This is a genomic window from Pseudomonas sp. RAC1 (genome assembly GCF_030658255.1).
Taxonomy (GTDB): Bacteria; Pseudomonadota; Gammaproteobacteria; order Pseudomonadales; family Pseudomonadaceae; genus Aquipseudomonas; species Aquipseudomonas boreofloridensis.
On the sequence record NZ_JAUTXS020000037.1, the window covers coordinates 236601 to 257252 of the forward strand.

Genomic DNA, 20652 nt, shown 5'->3' on the forward strand with positions numbered 1-20652 from the left:
TCATCGCGGATTCACCCGCGATGAAGCGACCCAAGCCGTCCACTACCCCCCATCCAGCCCTGCTCCACCATGGATAACGGCTCGCCGTCACCGACGATCACATGGTCGAGCACGCGGACGTCGATCAACGCCAGCGCTTGCTTCAAGGTGCAGGTCAGGCGCACGTCATCCTCGCTCGGATCGCAGCTCCCGGATGGATGGTTGTGACAGATGATCAACGCCGCTGCGTTGTGCAGCAGCGAGCGGCGCACCACTTCTCGCGGGTAGATGCTCGCCCGGTCGATGGTGCCGCGAAACAGGATCTCGAACGCGACCGGCCGGTGCTTGGTGTCCAGGAACAGGCAAGCGAATACCTCGCTGTTCTCGTGGCGCAGCATGGCCTTGAGGTAACGGCGCACGGCGGCGGGGTTCTCCAGCGCTGAGGTGCGTTCGATGGCCTGGTCCAGGTAGCGTCTGCCCACTTCCAGCAGCGCCTGCAATTGCGTGTACTTCACCGGCCCCATGCCCGGCTCGCGCAACAACACCGCGCGGTCGGCCTCCAGAAACGGGCGCAGACCACCGAAGCGCGCGAGCAGGCTTCGCGCCAGGTCGACGACATTGCGCCCGGCCACGCCCGAACCGAGCAACACGGCCAGCAGCTCGGCGTCGGACAGCACTGCTGCGCCGCGTGCCAGCAACTTTTCCCTCGGCCGCTCATCCTGCGGCCATTCCCTGATGTTCATACCCCTCCTTGCGTGCTACTGCGGCGGCTTCGAGCCCTGTGTTAATCTAGTTCGCCTCGTTGAATGCGACGTTCTGCCGCAGGCATGTTCAAACGTCGTCGCCCGCTTTTACTGGAAAAAGGCAAGCCTATGCAGCGGCTGTATCGCAAGCGCATCGTTCTCGGCGTGGGTGGCGGCATTGCCGCCTACAAGAGCGCCGAGCTGATTCGCCGACTTCTGGAACACGGCGCGCAGGTGCGCGTCGTCATGACCCGCGGCGGGGCCGAGTTCATCACCCCGCTGACCCTGCAGGCGCTCTCCGGTCATCCGGTGCACATGGATCTGCTCGACCCTGCCGCCGAGGCGGCCATGGGGCATATCGAACTGGCCAAGTGGGCCGACCTGGTGCTCATCGCCCCGGCCACCGCCGACCTCATGGCGCGCCTGGCCCAAGGCATGGCCGACGACCTGCTGACCACCCTGGTGCTGGCCACCGACGCCACCGTCGCCGTGGCACCGGCCATGAACCAGGCCATGTGGCGCGACCCGGCCACCCAGGACAACCTGGCACTGCTCGAGCGCCGGGGCATCCAGGTGTTCGGTCCAGCCTCCGGCAGCCAGGCCTGCGGCGACGTGGGCCTGGGCCGCATGCTCGAAGCCACCGACCTGGCCTGGTGCGCCGCCGAAACCTTCAAGCGCCAGTCGCTGACCGGCAAGCACGTGTTGATCACCGCCGGCCCCACCCAGGAAAACATCGATCCGGTGCGCTACATCACCAATCATAGTTCCGGAAAGATGGGCTTCGCCCTGGCCGAGGCGGCCGTCGAAGCGGGGGCTCGGGTGACCCTCGTCACCGGCCCCGTGCACCTGCCGACCCCCGACCGAGTCACCCGTATCGACGTGGTGAGCGCGCGGGACATGCTCGCCGCCTGCGAAGCGGCCATGCCCTGCGACCTGTTCATCGCCTCGGCGGCGGTCGCGGACTACCGCCCGGAAGTGGTTGCCCCGCAGAAGCTCAAGAAAGACCCTACGAGCGGCGACGGCATGCTGCTGCAGATGGTGCGTAATCCGGATATCCTTGCCACCCTCGCCGGCCGCGCCGACCGTCCGTTCAGCGTCGGCTTCGCCGCCGAGACCGAACACCTGCTCGATTACGCCACGCGCAAGCTCAAGGACAAGAATCTCGACCTGATCGTCGCCAACGATGTGGCCAACCCCAGCATCGGCTTCAACAGCGAAGAGAACGCCTTGACCGTGATCGACCGCCAGCAGCACCAGACCCTCTTTGCGCAGACCAGCAAGGGCAAGATCGCCCGGCAACTGGTCGCCTTCATCGCCGAACGGCTCAATCAGGTTCAATGAGTTACATGCACGCTCTTCAAGCCAAGATCCTCGACCCACGTCTGGGTACCGAATTTCCCCTGCCGCAGTACGCCACGCCCGGTTCCGCCGGTCTGGACCTGCGCGCCCTGCTCACCGAGGACACCGTCCTCGAACCGGGTCAGACCCTGTTGATTCCCACCGGCCTGTCGATCTACATCGGCGATCCGGGCCTGGCAGCGATGATCCTGCCGCGCTCCGGCCTGGGCCACAAACACGGCGTGGTACTGGGCAACCTGGTGGGCCTGATCGACTCGGACTACCAAGGCGAACTGATGGTCTCGTGCTGGAACCGGGGCAACACCGCCTTCACCATCAGCGTCGGCGAGCGCATTGCCCAACTGATCCTGGTACCGGTGGTGCAGGCGCATTTCGACATCGTCGAGGCCTTCGACGAAACCCAGCGTGGCAGCGGCGGTTTCGGTCACTCCGGTACCCGCTGAAGCGACCGCCGGGGCCATGGATGGCGAACTCTCGGGTCCAACGACCGTCCAAGCGTTCTGTTTGCGCCTACCCAGAAGCCTCAGACCCTTGGAGTCCCCCTGAGATGAACGATATGGCCCAGCTGGTTCCCGCACTGCCGGACAGCATTTTCCGCGCCTATGACATCCGCGGCATCGTCGGCAAGACGCTGCACGCCGAGACCGCCTACTGGATCGGCCGCGCCATCGGCGCCCAGACCCTCGCCCAGGGCGAGCCGAAGATTTCCGTAGGTCGCGACGGCCGCTTGTCCGGCCCGATGCTGGTCGAGCAACTCATCCAGGGCCTGGCCGATGCCGGCTGTCAGGTCAGCGACGTGGGCCTGGTGCCCACCCCCGCGCTGTACTTCGCCGCCAACGTGCTGGCCGGCACCTCCGGCGTGATGCTCACCGGCAGCCACAATCCCTCGGACTACAACGGCTTCAAGATCGTCATCGCCGGCGACACCTTGGCCAATGAACAGATCCAGGCCCTGCTGACCCGCCTGAAAACCAACGACCTGACCCGCGCAGAGGGCAGCGTCGAACGCGTCGAGATCCTCGAGCGCTATTTCCAGCAGATCGTCGAGGACGTGAAGCTGGCCAAGCCGCTCAAGGTGGTGGTCGACTGCGGCAACGGCGCGGCGGGCGTGATCGCCCCGCGCCTGATCGAGGCCCTGGGCTGCGACGTGATCCCGCTGTTCTGTGAGGTCGACGGCCACTTCCCCAACCATCACCCGGACCCGGGCAAGCCCGAAAACCTCGAAGACCTGATCGCCAAGGTGCGCGAAACCGGTGCCGACCTGGGCCTGGCGTTCGACGGTGACGGTGACCGCGTCGGCGTGGTGACCAACACCGGCAGCATCGTCTACCCCGACCGCCTGCTGATGCTGTTCGCCCAGGACGTGCTGTCGCGCAACCCCGGCGCCGAGATCATCTTCGACGTCAAATGCACCCGCCGCCTCACCCCGCTGATCGAGCAGCACGGCGGTCGCGCCCTGATGTGGAAGACCGGTCATTCGTTGATCAAGAAGAAGATGAAACTGACCGGCTCGCTGCTGGCCGGCGAGATGAGCGGGCACATCTTCATCAAGGAACGCTGGTACGGTTTCGACGACGGTATCTACAGCGCCGCACGCCTGCTGGAAATCCTCAGCAAGTCCGAGCAGTCTGCCGAAGACCTGTTCGCCGCGTTCCCGAACGATATTTCCACGCCGGAAATCAACATCGATGTGACCGACGAGGGTAAATTCAGCATCATTGATGCACTGCAACGCGACGCCGACTGGGGCGCGGCCGAACTCACCACCATCGACGGTGTGCGAGTCGACTATCCCCACGGCTGGGGCCTGGTTCGCGCCTCCAACACCACGCCGGTGCTGGTGCTGCGCTTCGAGGCCGACAGCGAGACAGAACTGAACCGAATCAAGGCTGTATTCCGTGAGCAGTTGCACAAGGTCGAGCCTGGCCTGCACCTGCCGTTCTGACGTTCACATACTGGAGCCCTGCATGACCCTCGATCGCGACGCCGCTTCCCATGTAGCCGAGGTTTTGTCCGAAGCGCTGCCCTACATCCGCCGCTTCGTCGGCAAGACCCTGGTGATCAAGTACGGCGGCAACGCGATGGAGAGCGAAGAGCTCAAGACCGGCTTCGCCCGGGACATCGTGCTGATGAAGGCGGTGGGCATCAACCCGGTGGTGGTGCATGGTGGCGGCCCGCAGATCGGCGATCTGCTCAAGCGCCTGTCGATCGAGAGCCACTTCATCGACGGCATGCGCGTCACCGACTCGGCGACCATGGATGTGGTGGAGATGGTGCTGGGCGGTCAGGTGAACAAGGACATCGTCAACCTGATCAACCGTCACGGCGGCAGCGCCATCGGCCTGACGGGCAAGGACGCCGAGCTGATCCGCGCGAAGAAGCTCACCGTCAGCCGCCAGACCCCGGAAATGACCACGCCCGAGATCATCGACATCGGTCATGTCGGCGAAGTGGTCGGGGTCAACACCGAGTTGCTGAACATGCTGGTACGCGGCGACTTCATCCCGGTCATCGCGCCGATCGGCGTGGGCGCCAACGGTGAGTCGTACAACATCAACGCCGACCTGGTGGCGGGCAAGGTGGCCGAGGCGCTGAAAGCCGAGAAGCTGATGCTGCTGACCAACATTGCCGGCCTGATGGACAAGCAGGGCCAGGTGCTCACCGGCCTGACCACCGAGCAAGTCAACGAACTGATCGCCGACGGCACCATCTACGGCGGCATGCTGCCGAAGATCAAGTGCGCACTCGAGGCGGTGCAGGGCGGCGTCAACAGCTCGCACATCATCGACGGTCGCGTACCGAACGCGGTGCTGCTGGAGATCTTCACCGACAGCGGCGTCGGCACCCTCATCACCAACCGCAAACGCGCCTGACGGCGTCGTAGCAGCACTTCGCGGGACCGTCCGTGCCCTCGGCAACGGACAGTCCCGCGATGCACTTCACGTTTCTCAACTTTCCCTCCAGACGGCCGAAACAACGTGGCAGAATGCACGCCCGTTGCAAAAAGTTACCGTTCATCTGGAGAAACTCGCGTGAAATACGCATCACAAGGACTCGTGCTGGCCGCCGCCATCGCCCTCGGGTCCATCGCCGGCTGCGCTACCGAAACCTCTACTGCCGTGGCCGTTCAACAGGTCGAAAGCGTCAACCGCCCCTACAGCGGCGTGCGCACCCCGATCGCCGTCGGCAAGTTCGACAACCGTTCGAGCTACATGCGCGGCATCTTCTCCGATGGCGTCGACCGCCTCGGCGGCCAGGCCAAGACCATCCTCATCACCCACCTCCAGCAAACCCACCGGTTCAACGTACTGGACCGCGACAACATGGGTGAGATCCAGCAGGAAGCGCAGATCAAGGGCCAGAGCCAGCGTCTGAAGGGCGCCGATTTCGTGGTCACCGGCGATGTCACCGAGTTCGGCCGCAAGGAAGTGGGCGATCACCAGCTGTTCGGCATTCTCGGCCGCGGCAAGACCCAGATCGCCTACGCCAAGGTGGCGCTGAACATCGTCAACATCAGCACCTCCGAAGTGGTGTATTCCAGCCAGGGCGCCGGCGAATACGCGCTGTCGAACCGCGAAGTCATCGGCTTCGGCGGCACCGCCAGCTACGACTCCACCCTCAACGGCAAGGTCCTGGACCTGGCCATGCGCGAGGCGGTGAACAAGCTGGTCAACGCCGTGGACAGTGGCCAGTGGAAGCCACAGGCCCAGTAATCGACGCCCGACGTTTCGACATCCGCAACACGACAAGGAAAGCACGCACATGAGCATCACCCGCTCGGCCTGGCGCACTGGCGCCGGCCTTCTGCTGGCCAGCGCCCTGCTGGCCGGCTGCAATACGCCAAAACCGCTGTACCAATGGGAAAGCTACCAGCCCCAGGTGCGCGAATACTTCAACGACCAGTCCAAGGAAGAACAGGTCATCGCCCTGGAGCGCGATCTGGAGAAGATCAAGGCCAAGAACGGCGCGGTGCCGCCGGGCTATCACGCGCAGTTGGGCCTGCTCTACTCGAGCCTGGGCAAGGATGACCAGATGATCCAGGAATTCCGTACCGAGAAAGCGCTGTTCCCTGAGTCGGCGACCTACATGGACTTCCTGATGAAGAACGCCACGCAAGGAGCCAAGCCGTGATCAAGCGCCTTACCCAATGCCTGGTCGGCGCCTGCGTGCTGGCCCTGTTCGCCGGCTGCGCCGAGCGCAAGACCACCGACTACGCCGCCTTCAAGCAGAGCCGGCCGAAGTCGATCCTGATCGTGCCGCCACTGAACAACTCGCCGGACGTCAAGGCCAGCTACAGCATGCTGGCGCAGGTCACCTATCCGCTGGCCGAAGCGGGCTACTATGTGATGCCGGTGGCGCTGGTGGCCGAGACGTTCCGCCAGAACGGCATGACCACCCCGGCGGACATCCATGAGTTGCCGGCCGCCAAGCTGCGCGAGATCTTCGGTGCCGATGCCGGGCTGTACGTGACCGTCAACGACTACGGCACCCGCTACATGGTGCTGAGCAGCGCAACCATCGTCACCGCCAGCGCCAAGCTGGTCGACCTGAAAACCGGCGCCACCCTGTGGACCGGCGCGGCGTCGGCCTCCAGCGAAGAAGGCCGGCAGAACCAGGGCGGGCTGATCGGCATGCTGATCACCGCAGCGGTGAACCAGATCATCTCCAGCGTGCAGGACGACGCGGGCTATCCGATCGCCGGTATCACCAGCGCCCGGCTGCTGTCGCCGAACCCCAACGGCGGCATCCTGTACGGGCCGCGCTCGCCGAAGTACGGCACCGATTGAGCGACGAGCACTGCGTCGAAGCCATGAAAAAGGCGACCTACAAAGGTCGCCTTTTTCATGGACGATCTGCGCTCAGATCCCGTATTGCGCTCGATAGGCCTCGACCGCCGGCAGGTGCTGCTTGAGCTGCGGATCATCGGCCAGGAATTCCAGTACCTGGGTCAGGGATACGATGCTGACCACTGGCATGCCGAAGTCACGCTCCACTTCCTGAATGGCCGAGAGTTCGCCGTTACCACGCTCCTCGCGGTTCAGCGCGATGAGCACACCGGCGGCGCGCGCCCGCTGGGCCTGGATGATCTGCATGACTTCACGGATCGCGGTGCCTGCGGTGATCACGTCGTCGATGATCAGCACCTCGCCCGCGAGGGGAGCGCCGACCAGGCTGCCGCCCTCGCCGTGGTCCTTGGCTTCCTTGCGGTTGAAGCACCAGGGCACGTCGATCTGGTGATGCTCGGCCAGCGCCACCGCCGTGGCGGCGGCCAGCGGAATGCCTTTGTAGGCCGGACCGAACAGCACGTCGAAGGGGATCTTGCTGTCGACGATGGCCGCCGCATAGCAACGCCCCAGCTGGGCCAGGGCCGAGCCGCTGTTGAACAGACCGGCGTTGAAGAAGTACGGGCTGGTACGCCCCGATTTCAGGGTGAATTCACCGAAGCGCAGCACGCCGCGATCGATGGCAAAACGGATGAAGTCGCGCTGATACGGCTGCATGAAAAGTCCCGGACACCACGGATTTAGCTAAATGAGTTGAGCTCGGGTATCATACACGCACGAGATTTTTGGGGCCATTTATGCGGATCATCAGTGTGAACGTGAATGGCATTCAGGCTGCGGCCGAGCGTGGTTTGCTCAGCTGGTTGCAAGCCCAGAATGCCGACGTCATCTGCCTTCAGGATACCCGCGCCTCGGCCTTTGAACTCGACGACCCAGCTTTCCAGCTCGATGGCTATTTCCTTTATGCCTGCGACGCGGAGGTGCCCGCCCACGGTGGCGTGGCGCTCTACTCGCGGATGCAGCCCAAGGCAGTCATCACCGGCCTGGGCTTCGAGACAGCCGACCGCTACGGACGTTACCTGCAGGCCGATTTCGACAAGGTCAGCATCGCCAGCCTGCTGATGCCTTCGGGCATGAACGGCGACGAAGACTTGAATCAGAAATTCAAGTTGATGGACGACTTCGCCAAGTACCTGGACAAGCAGCGCCGCAAGCGCCGCGAGTACATCTATTGCGGCTCGCTGTACGTGGCGCAGCAGAAGCTCGACATCAAGAACTGGCGCGACAGCCAGCAGTCGCCCGGCTTCCTGCCGCCCGAGCGCGCCTGGATGGACGCCATCATCGGCGAAATGGGCTACGTCGATGCCCTGCGCGAAGTCAGCCGCGAAGGTGATCAGTACAGCTGGTGGCCCGATAACGAACAGGCCGAGATGCTCAACCTGGGCTATCGCTTCGACTACCAGATCCTCACCCAGGGCCTGCGCCGCTGCGTACGTAACGCGCGCCTGCCACGCCAGCCGCGCTTCTCCCAGCATGCGCCGCTGATCGTCGACTACGACTGGACGCTGACCATCTGAACCCTGACGGGGCCTCTTACCAGGCCCCGTTTTGTTTTACAGGTGCTCCTGCGCCTCGCTGGGCAGATGCTCGTCCAGGTGCAGCCACGACAGGCGGCTTTCGGTCCAGATATGCCGGTTGGCCCTGACCTGCTCCGGTCGATCCAGCGTCGCCACCGTTACATCCAGGCTTGATGGGCTGTGCGTCGTTTCCAGCGCCACATGTGCGCCACATCGGTCACAGAACATCCGCGTGCAACTGGCCGGCGCCAGATAATGCTTCGGCTGGCCCGCCAGCCAGGTGAATGCGGTACGAGGGACGGTGACCCAGGTCACCACCAGAGCGCCGCTGACCCGCCGACAGATCGAGCAATGGCAATGGGCGACATCCTCAAGGGTCCCCACCAATCGATAGCGCAGGGCGCCGCAATGGCACCCACCTTCATGGACTTCGTTCATCACCGCGACCTCTCGTCAGCTGATTCAACGCGAAAGCTGGCTGAAAGCTTTCGCCCCTAGGATAGCGCCACCACCGGCACAAAGACCGGTCAGCCAGGGTGCGCATCCACAGCACACCCGGCTCAATCAACAACAACAATGGTGATTCCGATGCTGTCCTGTGCCCGCCTCCCCGCAGTACCCCTCCCCGTATTCCACGCACAGCGCCCCACGCGCTGATCCGCCCGACACCTTTCGCCGCGCCACGCCTGGAGTACCGTCATGCTGACCTTCCTCGGCTTTGCCATGGTCATCACCTTCATGTACCTGATCATGACCAAGCGCCTGTCGGCCTTGATCGCGCTGATCCTGGTACCGATCCTGTTCGCCCTGTTCGGCGGCTTTTCCGCCAAGATCGGCCCCATGATGCTCGAGGGCATCAGCAAGCTCGCGCCCACCGGCGTGATGCTGATGTTCGCCATCCTCTACTTCGCTCTGATGATCGACTCCGGCCTGTTCGACCCGGCCGTGCGCAAGATCCTCAAGCTGGTCAAGGGCGACCCGCTGAAAGTCTCGGTCGGCACCGCCGTGCTGGCCCTGGTGGTCTCGCTCGACGGTGACGGCGCCACCACCTACATGATCTGCTGCGCCGCCATGTTGCCGCTGTACAGCCGCCTGGGCATGAGCCCGCGCATCATGGCCGGACTGATCATTCTTGCGGGCGGGGTGATGAACATGACCCCTTGGGGCGGACCGACCGCCCGTGCCGCCAGCGCCCTGCACGTGGACCCTTCGGACATCTTCGTGCCGATGATCCCGGCCATGGCCTTCGGCGTACTGGCGATCCTCGCCATCGCCTACCTGTACGGCAAGCGCGAACGTGCGCGCCTGGGCGAGCTGCACCTGCCGACCGACGACATCGACCACAGCGAAATCAGCGTGTCGCAATTCCCCGAGGCGCGTCGGCCGAAGCTGATCTGGTTCAACGGCGCCCTCACCGTCGCGCTGATGGCCGCCCTGATCGCCGGCCTGCTGCCGCTGCCGGTGCTGTTCATGATCGCCTTCAGCATCGCCATGATCGTCAACTACCCGTGCCTGCAACAGCAGAAAGACCGCATCGCGGCCCACGCCGGCAGCGTGCTGGCGGTGACCGGATTGATCTTCGCTGCGGGCATCTTCACCGGCATCCTGTCCGGCACCGGCATGGTCGAGGCCATGTCCAAGAGCCTGCTGGCGGTGATCCCGGAGGCGCTCGGGCCCTACCTGGCGACGATCACCGCGATCGTCAGCATGCCGTTCACATTCTTCATGTCCAATGACGCCTTCTACTACGGTGTCCTGCCGGTGCTCGCCGAGGCCGCCAGCCACTACGGCATCAGCCCGGTGGAAATGGCCCGCGCCTCGATCGTCGGTCAGCCGGTGCACCTGCTCAGCCCGCTGGTGCCGTCCACCTATCTACTGGTGGCCCTGGCCGGCATCGAATTCGGCGATCACCAGCGCTTTACCCTCAAGTGGGCAGTGTTGGTGTGCCTGTGCATAATGCTCGCCGCCCTGCTCATGGGAGTTTTCCCGCTGTTCAGTAGTCTTTAATACAACTGCAGCACCCTACCGCGGCGGCCCTTTTGGGGTCGTCGCCTTCACCGCTCGAAGGAATACACATGGAATGGCTGACCAGCCCGGAAATCTGGGTTGCCTTTTTCACCCTCACCGCACTCGAGATCGTGCTCGGGATCGACAACATCATCATGATCTCGATCCTGGTCAGCCGCATGCCCAAGCACATGCAGCCGCGCACGCGCATCTTCGGCCTGGCGCTGGCGATGGTCACGCGGATCATGCTGCTGCTGTCGATCACCTGGGTCATGCGCCTGACCGACGACCTGTTCGTGGTGCTCGGCGAAGGCATCTCCGGACGTGATTTGATTCTGTTCTTCGGCGGCCTGTTCCTGCTGTGGAAAAGCTCGCAGGAGATCTACCACGGCCTGGAAGGCGAAGACGAAAGCGGCGAGGCGCCCAAGGGCGGCGGCGGCAAGTTCTTCTACACCATCATCCAGATCGCGATCATCGACATCGTGTTCTCCCTGGACTCGGTGATCACGGCGGTGGGCATGGTGTCCCACGTCCCGGTGATGATCGCGGCGATCGTCGTCGCCGTGCTGGTGATGATGCTCTGCGCCGGCACCATCAGCGACTTCATCGACAAGCACCCCTCGCTGAAGATGCTCGCGCTGTCGTTCCTGATCGTGGTCGGCACCGTGCTCATCGCCGAATCGTTCGATGTGCATGTGCCCAAGGGCTACGTGTACTTCGCCATGGCCTTCTCGCTGGCGGTGGAGGCGATCAACATCCGCATGCGCACGGCGCTGGCGCGCAAGGATGGCAAGGAGCAGGACCCGGTCAAGCTGCGCAAGGACGTGCCCGGCCAGTGACCGCCCGGCGGTGCGTCGCCACCCTTGGGGCCGCTTTGCGGCCCCAATGCTTTCCATGACACAAATGTTTCAAATAAATGTCTGCCATGCGAAGCTGGCGTCTCCTGCGCAAACCCGCTAAAGCTTCAGTGAGCACTGACAGAACCGCCCAGCCCCGGGCCAGGCTCACCGCTTCACCCATTGGCCCCGCACTGGGGCGTCGGTAACAAGGGGGCCCCGACCATGCTGACCCTGCTCAACCTGCTGTCTGCCGTGACGTTGCTCGTCTGGGGTACGCATATCGTGCGCACCGGCATCCTGCGCGTGTACGGCTCGCACCTGCGCCGGGTACTCGGCCAGAACATGGATCGTCGCCCCCTGGCGTTCATCGCCGGCATCGTGGTCACCGCCGTGGTACAGAGCAGTAACGCCACCGCCATGCTGGTCACCTCCTTCGTCGGCCAGGGCCTGATGGCCATGACCCCGGCGCTGGCGATCATGCTCGGCGCCGACGTCGGCACCGCGCTCATGGCCCGGGTGCTGACCTTCGACCTGTCCTGGCTGTCACCGCTGCTGATTTTCATCGGGGTGATCTTCTTCCTCTCGCGCAAGCAGACCCGGATCGGCCAACTGGGCCGAGTGGCCATCGGCCTGGGCCTGATCATCCTGGCCCTGCAATTGATCGTGCAGGCGGCAGCGCCCATCACCCAGGCCCAAGGCGTGAAGGTTCTGTTCGCCTCGCTCACGGGCGATATTCTGCTCGACGCGCTGGTCGGCGCGCTGTTCGCGATGATCTCCTACTCGAGCCTGGCCGCCGTGCTGCTCACCGCGACCCTGGCCGGCGCCGAGGTGATCAGCCTGCCGGTGGCCATCGGCCTGGTGGTCGGGGCCAACATCGGCAGCGGGCTGCTAGCGTTTCTCAGCACCAGCATGCAGAACGCCGCCGGTCGTCGGGTCGCGCTGGGCAGCCTGCTGTACAAGCTGATCGGCCTGCTACTGATCATTCCGGTTCTGCACCCGCTGGTGGACTGGATGGACTCGCTGAGCTTCAGCCCGCAAGAGCTGGTGATCGGTTTCCACCTGCTCTACAACACCGCCCGCTGCGTGATCATGCTGCCGACGGTCAAACCCATGGGCCGCTTGTGCAACACCCTGCTGCCCGAACGCGAACTGGCCAACGGCCAGGTCAAACCGCGTCACCTCGACCCCACGGCCTTGCAGACCCCCAGCCTGGCACTGGCCAATGCTGCTCGCGAGACCCTGCGCCTGGGCGATATCGTCGAAAGCCTGCTCGATGCCATGCTCGGTGCCCTGCGCGGCACTCAGACTGCGCTCGCGCAACAGACCCGCGCCCTGGGCGAAGATGCCGAAGCGCTGTACAGCGCAATCAAGCTGTACCTGGCGCAGATGCCGCGCGAAGACCTGGGCGAACATGACAGCCAGCGCTGGGCAGAGATCATCGAGCTGTCGATCAACCTCAAGCTGGCCAGCGACCTGATCGAGCGCATGCTGCGCAAAGTCCAGCAGCAGAAGACCTCCCAGCGCCGGGAGTTCTCCGAGGTCGGGCTGGAAGAGCTGGCTGGCCTGCAACAGCAACTGCTGGCCAACCTGCGCCTGGGGCTGTCGGTGTTCCTCAGCGCCGATCCGCAAAGCGCGCGTCTGCTGCTGCGCGAAAAGCGCAGGTTCCGCGCTCAGGAGCGGCGCCTGGCCCACGCCCATGTCAGCCGTTTGCAACGCAAGGTGGTGCAGAGCATCGAGACCAGCTCACTGCACCTGGAACTGATCGCCGACATGAAACGGTTGAACTCTTTGTTCTGCAGCAGTGCCTATGTGGTACTGGGCGGCGCGGACACCGGCGGGCTTTTGCTCGACGATCAGCCGGAAGACGCCAGTCCCACTTGACCCCCGCACACCTGGAGACCGGCCCGGAAGCCTGCCCATGCGTTGCCTGATGTTCGCCTGCTGCATCCTGTTCAGTCTGCCCTCGCTCGCCCTCGACCGCTCGCGGGTCGAGGGCTATCTGTTGCCCAACGGCCTGCAGGTGATCCTCAAGTCCGGCTACGAGCGCGACCACGTCGCGATCCGTCTGGTGGTCGGCGTAGGCCTGGACGACTTCCCCTGCGACCAGCGCGAGCTGCCGCACCTGCTCGAGCACCTGCTGTTCAGCGGCCTGGACGACAGTGGCGAAGGCGGCCTTGAAGAACGTCTGCAAGCACTGGGCGGCGAATGGAATGCCTTCACCAGTGCGGCCGACACCACCTTCGTGGTCGAGGCCCCGGCGCGCAACCAGCGCAAGGTACTCGACCTGCTGCTGGCGGCGGTGCGCGACACCCGCATCGACGCCAAGGCCCTGGCCACGGCGAAGCGGATCGTCGAGCGCGAGGACGGCGGCCACTATGGTCACCTGCAACGCTGGCTGGACCGCCAGGACATCGGCCACCCGGCCAGCGATCAACTGGCGGTCGAGCTCGGGCTGAAATGCGCCGAGCGCTCCGACATCGCCAGCATGAGCCTCAAGCAGGTCCAGGCCATGCGCGAACATTGGTATGCCGCCAACAACATGAGCCTGATCGTGGTCGGTGGCCTCGATCGTTTGCTGCCCGCCTACCTGGAGCGCACCTACGGCGAATTGCCTGCCACCGAACCCGGCGAGCGGCGCGACCTGGACAGCATCACCCAGCAGGCAGAACAGCGCCGCGACCTCACCCGCGGCTGGCTCGGCGACAGTGCCAAGCTGCACTGGCTGTTCATCGAGCCGGTGCTCGATAGCGACCACGAGCAGACCCTCGACCTGCTCTCGCGCTACCTCGACTGGACGCTCTACGATCAACTGCGCCTGCGCCACGGCCTGTCCTACGGTCCCTCGGTGCGCCGGGAAAGCTTCGGCGACAGTGGCATGCTCAGCTTCAACGCCGACCTGGAACGCGGCGACATCGACCAGGCCGTCACCGTGCTGCAAGCCACGTTCGATGACCTGCGCAAGCATGGCCTGGACCCCGACACCTTCGCCCGCCTCAAGGAAGCCGCCATCGCCCGGGAAAGCTGGACCAGCCAAGGCAACAGCGCGTTGGCCGACTATTACTGGGGCGCACTGAACGACTACGAGGACGGCCGCTTCGGCGATCCGATCGGCAAGCTGCGCAAGGTCAGCCTGGCGCAGGCCAACGATGCTCTGCGCCAGTTGCTGGCCACGCCCGGTTATGTACGCATCGAGAAACCGCTGCTGGGCTACGACGAGTTGTACGGGCTGGTGGCGCTGGTGCTCGGGCTGATCCTGGCCATCGGGCTGCTGCGACGCCGCCGCCAGCCGGCGGATCGTCCCAGCGGTGCTACGCGTGAACGTTGAATTGGCGTTATTCTGAGCCGGCCGTGTCGCGGGTGAATCCGTGACACCGCCAGAACCGTCACCTCACCTTGCTGCCAGCCTCCATGCCCCCCATACCCCAGATCGTCCAGCGCATCATCGAACTGCTCAAACGCTACCCGGGAGTCATCGCCTTGGGCGGTTTCCTGTCGGGCATCGGCAGTTTCATCCTGGTCGACCGCCAGGCCGGGCTGGCCAGCTGGATCGCCATCCTGCTGTTGGTCAGTTGGATATGGCTGATGCTCGAGAACACCCTCACCGGCCTGTTCGCCCGCACCTTCAAGCGCGAAATCCCGCAGCCGCTGCTGCGCTATGCGACGCAGATGATCCACCAGGAGAGCCTGTTCTTCGTCCTGCCGTTCTTTTTCATCACCACCACCTGGAACAGCGGGCAACTGGTGTTCACCGGTCTGCTCGGCGCAGCGGGGCTGATTTCCATCGTCGACCCACTGTACTACCGCTGGCTCGCCCCGCGCCGCTGGCTGTTCCTGGCCCTGCACACGCTCACCCTGTTCGCCGCGTTGCTCACCGCACTGCCGATCATCCTGCACCTGACCACCGCGCAGAGCTTCAAGCTGGCGCTGATCGCCGCCATGGTGCTGTCGTTCCCGAGCCTGGCCAGCAGCTTCCCGATCAACACCTGGCGACGCGGCGTGATGCTGGTGGTGCTGACCCTGGCGATCGGCGGCGGCGGCTGGTTGCTGCGTTCCTGGGTGCCGCCGGCGACCCTGTGGATGACCGAAGTGGCGGTGACCACGCAGATGCAGGACCGAGAGCCGGGCGAGTCGCTGGAGCAGATCGACGCCAGCCGCATCCGCAGCGCCGGCCTGTACGCCTACACCTCGATCAACGCTCCACGTGGCCTGAACGAGCGGATCTTCCACGTGTGGCAGCAGGACGGCAAGGAAGTGGACCGCATTGCCCTGGACATCCATGGCGGGCGCAAAGAGGGCTATCGGGCCTGGACCCACAAGCAGAACTTCCCGCACAACCCGGTGGGCAAGTGGCAAGTGCGGGTGCTGACCGAGGACGGTCAGGTCATCGGCGTGCTGCGCTTCAAGGTGGTCGAGGATGGGACGGCGGGGTGAGGTTCGATCACTGCGTCGCCTTCATCGCGGGACGAGCCCGCTCCCACAGGAAGTTGTGGAAGTGGGCTTGCCCGGCGATGCAGCCACCACCGCTGCAACAGGCTATGATCTGCCCCACCGCCGTCGTGCAGAGCCAAAGACATGGAGCCCAGCGTCACCCTCGACACGCGCCAGCACCCTACGCGACTCGCCATCACCGGTGACTGGACCCTGGAGCATTACGCTCGCCTGCGGCGCGACAGCGAGCGCCTGCGCGACCAGTACGGCGCCGAGGCTCAGGTCGATCTCACCCAGCTTGGCCGCCTCGACACGGCGGGCGCCTCGCTGCTGGCCGAGCTGCTGGGCGCCGAACGCCTGGCGCACTGCACCCACGAACTGCCCGCCGCCAGCCGCGCCTTGCTGCAGACGGTCTATCGCTCGCTGCAGGACTACTGCATCCCGCTCAAGGAACCCGAGCAGCCCGTGCTGCTGCAACTGCTCGCGCGCATTGGCTGCGCCGTCGACACACTGTGGCAGGACACGCGGCAACTGCTGGGCTTCGTCGGCCTGATCCTGGCCACGCTCGCCACCCGCCTGTTCCAGCCGCACCGCTGGCGCCTCACCCCGGTGGTGGCACATATCGAGCAGACCGGCCTGGACGCTGCCCCCATCGTCGCCCTGCTGACCTTCCTGGTCGGCGCCGTGGTCGCCTTCCTCGGGGCCACCGTGCTGGCCGACTTCGGCGCCACGGTGTTCACCGTCGACCTGGTGGCGTTCTCCTTCCTGCGCGAATTCGCCGTGCTGCTCACCGCCATCCTCATGGCCGGGCGCACCGCCAGCGCCTTCACCGCGCAGATCGGCTCGATGAAAGCCAACGAGGAAATCGACGCCATCCGCACCCTGGGCCTGAACCCGATCGAGCTGCTGGTGGTGCCTCGGGTGCTGGCGTTGCTGATCGCCCTGCCGCTGCTGACCTTCGTCGCCATGCTCTGCGGCATGGTCGGCGGTGCGGTGGTCTGCGCGCTGTCGCTGGACATCCCGCCGGCGATGTTCCTGTCCCTGCTGCAGAGCGATATCGGTGTGCAGCATTTCCTGGTCGGCCTGCTCAAGGCGCCGTTCTTCGCCTTCCTGATCGCCGCCATCGGCTGCCTGGAAGGGTTCAAGGTCAGTGGCAGCGCCGAGTCGGTCGGCGCCCACACCACCTCGGCGGTGGTGCAGTCGATCTTCGTGGTGATCGTACTGGACGCCGTCGCGGCGTTGTTCTTCATGGAGATGGGCTGGTGATCGGCAAGGGCGAACCGGTGATCCAGGCGCGCGACCTGTGCAACCGCTTTGGCAGTCAGGTGGTGCACCAAGGGCTGGACCTGGACCTGTATCGCGGCGAAATCCTCGCCGTGGTCGGCGGGTCGGGTAGCGGCAAATCGGTGCTGCTGCGCAGCCTCGTCGGCCTTCGTCGACCCAACGAGGGCCAGGTGACGGTATTCGGCCAGGACCTCATCGCACTGAATGACGACCAGCGCTCGAGCCTGGAACGGCGTTTTGGCGTGCTGTTCCAGAAGGGCGCGCTGTTCTCCTCGCTGACCATTACCGAAAACGTCGCACTGCCCTTGATCGAGCACGCCGGCCTGTCGCGCGCCGACGCCGAGCACCTGGCCGGGGTCAAGCTGGCGCTGGCCGGGCTGCCCATCAGCGCGGCGGACAAATACCCGGCTGCGCTGTCCGGCGGCATGATCAAGCGCGCCGCCCTGGCCCGCGCCCTGGCGCTGGACCCCGACATCCTGTTTCTCGACGAACCCACGGCCGGGCTGGACCCGATCGGTGCGGCGGCCTTCGATCAGCTGATTTTGACGCTGCGTGACGCCCTGGGCCTGTCGGTGTTGCTCATCACCCACGACCTCGACACCCTGTACACCATCACTGACCGCGTCGCCGTGCTGGCGCAGAAGAAGGTGCTGGTGGCCGGCCCCCTGGCCGAAGTCGAACAGGCGGACGATCCCTGGATTCACCATTACTTTCACGGCCCGCGCGGGCGGGCGGCGGCACAGGCCGCTGCCGGCGCGGCACAGGAGCACTGAAGCATGGAAACCCGCGCCCATCACGTTCTCATCGGGCTGGTCGCCGTGCTGGTGGTGGCCGGGGCCATGCTGTTCGGCCTGTGGCTGGCCAAGTCCAGCGTCGACGACGCGTTCAAGGACTACGAAGTGGTCTTCAGCGAGGCGGTGTCGGGCCTGTCGCGTGGCAGCCCGGTGCAGTACAACGGCATCAAGGTCGGCGACGTCAGCAGCTTGCGCCTGGACCCGCAGGATCCGCGCCGCGTACTGGCCCGGATCCGCCTGAGCGCCGACACGCCGGTCAAGCAGGACACCCAGGCCAAGCTGACCCTGGCAGGCGTGACCGGCAACACCTTCATCCAGCTCAGCGGCGGCACGCCACAGAGTCCGGCGCTCAAAGGCAAGGACGGCCAGCTGCCCGTGATCGTCGCCTCGCCCTCGCCGATTTCGCGCTTGCTCGACGACAGCAGCGACCTGGTGACCAACGTCAACCTGCTGCTGCACAACGCCAACCAGATGTTCTCCGACACCAACATCGAGCGCCTGAGCAACACCCTGGCCAACCTCGAGCAGACCACCGGGGCCTTCGCCAGCCAGAAGGGCGGCATCGCCCAGGCCATCGAGCAATTGGGCCAGGTGGGCAAGCAGGCCAATGCCACCCTGGCCGAGACCCAAGCCTTGATGCGCAGCGCCAACGGCCTGCTGGGCAGCGAGGGCAAGCAGGCCATCGGCAGCGCAGAGCAGGCCATGCAGTCGTTGGCGCAGAGCACCGCGACCATCAACGAACTGCTTTCGCACAACCGCGAAGCCTTGGACGACGGAGCCCAAGGCTTGAACCAACTGGCGCCCGCCATCCGCGAGCTGCGTGAGACGCTCAACGCCCTCAAGGGCATTTCGCGGCGCCTGGAAGCCGACCCCAGCGGCTACCTGCTGGGCCGCGAGCCGAACAAGGAGTTCCAGCCGTGAAATCGCCTCTACGCCTGCTCGTCGTGGCCGGCCTGCTGAACCTGGCCGCCTGCTCGATCCTGCCGCAAGGCGAGCCGAGCGATGTCTATCGCCTGCCGGTGCATCAGGCCAGCCACACCGCCATGCCCGTGAACTGGTCGCTGCGTTTGAACAAGCCATTGGCCAGTGAAGCGCTGTCGGGGTCGCGCATCGCGGTGATTCCCGCAGGCGACGTGATCAGCAGCTACAAGGGCGCGCGCTGGAGCGATCCGGTGCCATTGCTGGTGCGCAACCGGCTGCTCGATGCCTTCCAGCGCGATGGCCGGGTGCAGCGCCTGAGCGCCGATGACAGCAACCTGCAGGCCGACTACGAACTGGTCGGCGAACTGCAGGCATTTCAGAGCGAGTACGGCTCGGCCGGTGTAGACGTGGTGATGCGCTATGACGCCCGACTGGTGCAGGGACGTAGCCAGCGCATTCTCGCCAGCCAGCGCTTCGAAGTGCGCCAGCCGCTGAGCGACAAGCAGGTGCCGGCGGTGGTCAGTGGCTTCGGCGCCGCGGGCGACACCCTGGCGCGCCAGGTGGTGGACTGGACCGTGACCCAGGCTTCAGGGTTCCAGGCTCAGGCGAAGAACCAGTAGCACACGCAGATCGCCGCGATCACCCCGGACAGCTCGGCCAGCAGCGCGCAGCCCACGGCGTGGCGCACACGCTGGATGCCGACCGCGCCGAAATACACCGCCAGCACGTAGAAGGTGGTTTCGGTACTGCCCTGGATCGTGGCTGCCACCAGCGCCGGGAAGCTGTCGACGCCTTGGGTCTGCATGGTCTCGATCAGCATCGCCCGCGCGGCGCTGCCGGAGAACGGCTTGACCAGCGCCGTGGGCAAGCCTTCGACGAAACGACTGTCCATCCCCAGCCATTCGACGCCGTGGCGAATGCCATCGAGCGCCAGCTCCAGCGCCCCGGAGGCGCGCAGTACACCCACCGCCACCAGCATCGCCACCAGGTACGGCAGCAGGCTCTTGGCGACGTCGAAGCCCTCTTTGGCGCCCTCGACGAACGCCTCGTAGACCTTCACCCGGCGTAGCGCGCCGATCACCACGAACAGCATGATCACGCCGAACAGCGTGAGGTTGCCGAGGATCGACGACAGGCTGGCCAGCGCCGCCGCCGACAGCGTGCCGAGAAACGCCATGAAACCGCCCAGCAGCAGCGCGCCGGGAATGAAGTAGGCAAGCACCACCGGATCCCACAGGCGCAGGCGCTGCATCACCGCCACCGACAGCAGACCGACCAGCGTCGAGACGCTGGTGGCCAGCAGGATCGGCAGGAACACCAGGGTCGGGTCGGTGGCGCCCTGCTGGGCGCGGTACATGAAGATGGTCACCGGCAGCAGGGTCAGGGACGAGGCATTGAGCACCAGGAACAGGATCTGCGCGTTGCTCGCCGTGGTGCTGCTGGGATTGAGCTCCTGCAAGGCACGCATGGCCTTCAGGCCGATGGGTGTGGCGGCGTTGTCCAGGCCCAGGCCGTTGGCGGCGAAGTTCATGGTGATCAGGCCCAGGGCAGGGTGGCCAGGCGGCACCTCGGGCATCAGGCGGGCGAACAGCGGGCCGAGTACCTTGGCCAGCCATTCGACGATGCCGGCCTTCTCGGCGATCTTGAGAAAACCCAGCCACAGGGTGAGGGTGCCGAACAGCAGCACCATGACCTCGACCGACAGCTTGGCCATGGCAAAGATGCTCTCGACCATGGCAGCGAAGATCCCGGCGTTGCCGCCCACCAGCCACTGGGCCAGGGCGGAGATGGCCGCTACCACGAAGAAGCCGAGCCAAAGGCCGTTGAGCATGCGCCTGTTCCCCTGTGAAAAATGCCGGAATGATAGCGCAAACGGGGGCGACCCGACCCCTGCGCACCATGCAAAAAGCCCCGACAGGTCGGGGCTCTTGGGTGCA

The 20652-nt window shown here is 65.1% G+C and carries 20 protein-coding genes and 1 pseudogene; 17 read left to right on the top strand and 4 right to left on the bottom strand.

Translation table 11 applies throughout. From position 1 onward, the window contains the following. Positions 1–11: 11 nt before the first annotated feature. Positions 12–722, bottom strand: coding sequence for a DNA repair protein RadC (gene radC, locus Q7C30_RS16735; RefSeq protein ID WP_317872172.1), 711 nt, complete (start codon positions 720–722; stop codon positions 12–14). A 129-nt stretch (positions 723–851) separates the two neighbouring features. Between radC and coaBC the strand changes: the two genes are divergently transcribed. The 7 genes and pseudogenes from coaBC to Q7C30_RS16770 all read left to right on the top strand — a co-directional run bounded on the left by coaBC (position 852) and on the right by Q7C30_RS16770 (position 6868). Further along, positions 852–2063: a bifunctional phosphopantothenoylcysteine decarboxylase/phosphopantothenate--cysteine ligase CoaBC gene (gene coaBC, locus Q7C30_RS16740; RefSeq protein ID WP_317872230.1), complete on the top strand. Its 1212-nt coding sequence runs from the start codon at positions 852–854 to the stop codon at positions 2061–2063. Between the two features lie 5 nt (positions 2064–2068). After that, complete coding sequence (gene dut, locus Q7C30_RS16745; RefSeq protein ID WP_029613175.1) at positions 2069–2524, top strand: dUTP diphosphatase; 456 nt, start codon at positions 2069–2071, stop codon at positions 2522–2524. A 134-nt stretch (positions 2525–2658) separates the two neighbouring features. Further along, a pseudogene (locus Q7C30_RS16750) lies at positions 2659–4026 on the top strand (phosphomannomutase/phosphoglucomutase); the annotation flags it as partial. Between the two features lie 22 nt (positions 4027–4048). After that, the gene (gene argB / locus Q7C30_RS16755; protein ID WP_029613177.1) at positions 4049–4954 is read left to right on the top strand and encodes an acetylglutamate kinase; all 906 of its coding nucleotides are present in this window, start codon (positions 4049–4051) and stop codon (positions 4952–4954) included. Between the two features lie 159 nt (positions 4955–5113). Then, positions 5114–5794: a CsgG/HfaB family protein gene (locus Q7C30_RS16760; RefSeq protein ID WP_317872173.1), complete on the top strand. Its 681-nt coding sequence runs from the start codon at positions 5114–5116 to the stop codon at positions 5792–5794. 49 nt (positions 5795–5843) lie between these two features. Further along, entirely contained in the window at positions 5844–6212 is a 369-nt protein-coding gene (locus Q7C30_RS16765; RefSeq protein ID WP_039582001.1) for a DUF4810 domain-containing protein, read from the top strand. 20 nt (positions 6213–6232) lie between these two features. Further along, positions 6233–6868 carry a DUF799 domain-containing protein gene (locus Q7C30_RS16770; RefSeq protein WP_317872231.1) on the top strand — a complete coding sequence of 212 codons (636 nt, stop codon included), beginning with the start codon at positions 6233–6235 and terminating at the stop codon, positions 6866–6868. A gap of 72 nt (positions 6869–6940) precedes the next feature. Here the strand turns inward: Q7C30_RS16770 and pyrE are convergent, their stop codons facing one another. Further along, positions 6941–7582: an orotate phosphoribosyltransferase gene (pyrE, locus tag Q7C30_RS16775; RefSeq protein WP_317872174.1), complete on the bottom strand. Its 642-nt coding sequence runs from the start codon at positions 7580–7582 to the stop codon at positions 6941–6943. A gap of 80 nt (positions 7583–7662) precedes the next feature. On the opposite strand from pyrE, the gene Q7C30_RS16780 reads away from it, so the two are divergent. Next, positions 7663–8442: an exodeoxyribonuclease III gene (locus Q7C30_RS16780; protein WP_039582003.1), complete on the top strand. Its 780-nt coding sequence runs from the start codon at positions 7663–7665 to the stop codon at positions 8440–8442. A 36-nt stretch (positions 8443–8478) separates the two neighbouring features. Here Q7C30_RS16780 and Q7C30_RS16785 read toward each other — a convergent pair whose 3' ends face one another. After that, positions 8479–8880 (bottom strand): GFA family protein, encoded by a 402-nt coding sequence (locus Q7C30_RS16785; protein WP_317872175.1) that lies wholly within the window; start codon positions 8878–8880, stop codon positions 8479–8481. Between the two features lie 261 nt (positions 8881–9141). Here Q7C30_RS16785 and Q7C30_RS16790 point away from each other — a divergent pair, with 261 nt between their 5' ends. The 9 genes from Q7C30_RS16790 (at position 9142) to Q7C30_RS16830 (ending at position 19335) form a co-directional block, all read left to right on the top strand. Continuing rightward, positions 9142–10449 carry a CitMHS family transporter gene (locus tag Q7C30_RS16790; protein WP_039582006.1) on the top strand — a complete coding sequence of 436 codons (1308 nt, stop codon included), beginning with the start codon at positions 9142–9144 and terminating at the stop codon, positions 10447–10449. 68 nt (positions 10450–10517) lie between these two features. After that, positions 10518–11288 (top strand): TerC family protein, encoded by a 771-nt coding sequence (locus tag Q7C30_RS16795; RefSeq protein WP_029613183.1) that lies wholly within the window; start codon positions 10518–10520, stop codon positions 11286–11288. Positions 11289–11510: 222 nt separating this feature from the next. Continuing rightward, on the top strand, positions 11511–13169 hold the full coding sequence (locus Q7C30_RS16800) for a Na/Pi cotransporter family protein (RefSeq protein ID WP_317872176.1): 1659 nt from the start codon (positions 11511–11513) through the stop codon (positions 13167–13169). A gap of 37 nt (positions 13170–13206) precedes the next feature. Next, a complete protein-coding gene (locus Q7C30_RS16805) occupies positions 13207–14613 on the top strand; it encodes a pitrilysin family protein (RefSeq protein WP_317872177.1) in 1407 nt (468 codons plus the stop codon). 83 nt (positions 14614–14696) lie between these two features. Beyond that, a complete protein-coding gene (locus Q7C30_RS16810; protein ID WP_317872178.1) occupies positions 14697–15719 on the top strand; it encodes a DUF5924 family protein in 1023 nt (340 codons plus the stop codon). Between the two features lie 141 nt (positions 15720–15860). Continuing rightward, entirely contained in the window at positions 15861–16982 is a 1122-nt protein-coding gene (locus Q7C30_RS16815) for an MlaE family lipid ABC transporter permease subunit (protein WP_039582014.1), read from the top strand. Beyond that, a complete protein-coding gene (locus tag Q7C30_RS16820) occupies positions 16979–17773 on the top strand; it encodes an ATP-binding cassette domain-containing protein (protein WP_317872179.1) in 795 nt (264 codons plus the stop codon). The genes Q7C30_RS16815 and Q7C30_RS16820 overlap by 4 nt, the downstream gene beginning before the upstream one ends. A 3-nt stretch (positions 17774–17776) precedes the next feature. Then, positions 17777–18715 (top strand): MlaD family protein, encoded by a 939-nt coding sequence (locus Q7C30_RS16825; protein WP_295485349.1) that lies wholly within the window; start codon positions 17777–17779, stop codon positions 18713–18715. After that, complete coding sequence (locus Q7C30_RS16830; RefSeq protein ID WP_317872180.1) at positions 18712–19335, top strand: ABC-type transport auxiliary lipoprotein family protein; 624 nt, start codon at positions 18712–18714, stop codon at positions 19333–19335. The genes Q7C30_RS16825 and Q7C30_RS16830 overlap by 4 nt, the downstream gene beginning before the upstream one ends. Here Q7C30_RS16830 and Q7C30_RS16835 read toward each other — a convergent pair. Then, positions 19317–20546, bottom strand: coding sequence for a nucleoside recognition domain-containing protein (locus Q7C30_RS16835; RefSeq protein ID WP_039582022.1), 1230 nt, complete (start codon positions 20544–20546; stop codon positions 19317–19319). The genes Q7C30_RS16830 and Q7C30_RS16835 overlap by 19 nt on opposite strands. Positions 20547–20652: the final 106 nt, after the last annotated feature.

What these genes read in the sequence shown, in the direction of transcription:
- Q7C30_RS16795 (WP_029613183.1), top strand. Translation starts at nt 10,518, where the DNA reads ATGGAATGGCTGACCAGCCCGGAAATCTGGGTTGCCTTTTTCACCCTC.
- Q7C30_RS16790 (WP_039582006.1), top strand. Translation starts at nt 9,142, where the DNA reads ATGCTGACCTTCCTCGGCTTTGCCATGGTCATCACCTTCATGTACCTG.
- Q7C30_RS16825 (WP_295485349.1), top strand. Translation starts at nt 17,777, where the DNA reads ATGGAAACCCGCGCCCATCACGTTCTCATCGGGCTGGTCGCCGTGCTG.
- radC (WP_317872172.1), bottom strand. Translation starts at nt 722, where the DNA reads ATGAACATCAGGGAATGGCCGCAGGATGAGCGGCCGAGGGAAAAGTTG.
- argB (WP_029613177.1), top strand. Translation starts at nt 4,049, where the DNA reads ATGACCCTCGATCGCGACGCCGCTTCCCATGTAGCCGAGGTTTTGTCC.
- Q7C30_RS16800 (WP_317872176.1), top strand. Translation starts at nt 11,511, where the DNA reads ATGCTGACCCTGCTCAACCTGCTGTCTGCCGTGACGTTGCTCGTCTGG.
- Q7C30_RS16810 (WP_317872178.1), top strand. Translation starts at nt 14,697, where the DNA reads ATGCCCCCCATACCCCAGATCGTCCAGCGCATCATCGAACTGCTCAAA.
- coaBC (WP_317872230.1), top strand. Translation starts at nt 852, where the DNA reads ATGCAGCGGCTGTATCGCAAGCGCATCGTTCTCGGCGTGGGTGGCGGC.
- Q7C30_RS16835 (WP_039582022.1), bottom strand. Translation starts at nt 20,546, where the DNA reads ATGCTCAACGGCCTTTGGCTCGGCTTCTTCGTGGTAGCGGCCATCTCC.
- Q7C30_RS16785 (WP_317872175.1), bottom strand. Translation starts at nt 8,880, where the DNA reads ATGAACGAAGTCCATGAAGGTGGGTGCCATTGCGGCGCCCTGCGCTAT.
- Q7C30_RS16765 (WP_039582001.1), top strand. Translation starts at nt 5,844, where the DNA reads ATGAGCATCACCCGCTCGGCCTGGCGCACTGGCGCCGGCCTTCTGCTG.
- dut (WP_029613175.1), top strand. Translation starts at nt 2,069, where the DNA reads ATGCACGCTCTTCAAGCCAAGATCCTCGACCCACGTCTGGGTACCGAA.
- pyrE (WP_317872174.1), bottom strand. Translation starts at nt 7,582, where the DNA reads ATGCAGCCGTATCAGCGCGACTTCATCCGTTTTGCCATCGATCGCGGC.
- Q7C30_RS16805 (WP_317872177.1), top strand. Translation starts at nt 13,207, where the DNA reads ATGCGTTGCCTGATGTTCGCCTGCTGCATCCTGTTCAGTCTGCCCTCG.
- Q7C30_RS16780 (WP_039582003.1), top strand. Translation starts at nt 7,663, where the DNA reads ATGCGGATCATCAGTGTGAACGTGAATGGCATTCAGGCTGCGGCCGAG.
- Q7C30_RS16815 (WP_039582014.1), top strand. Translation starts at nt 15,861, where the DNA reads ATGGAGCCCAGCGTCACCCTCGACACGCGCCAGCACCCTACGCGACTC.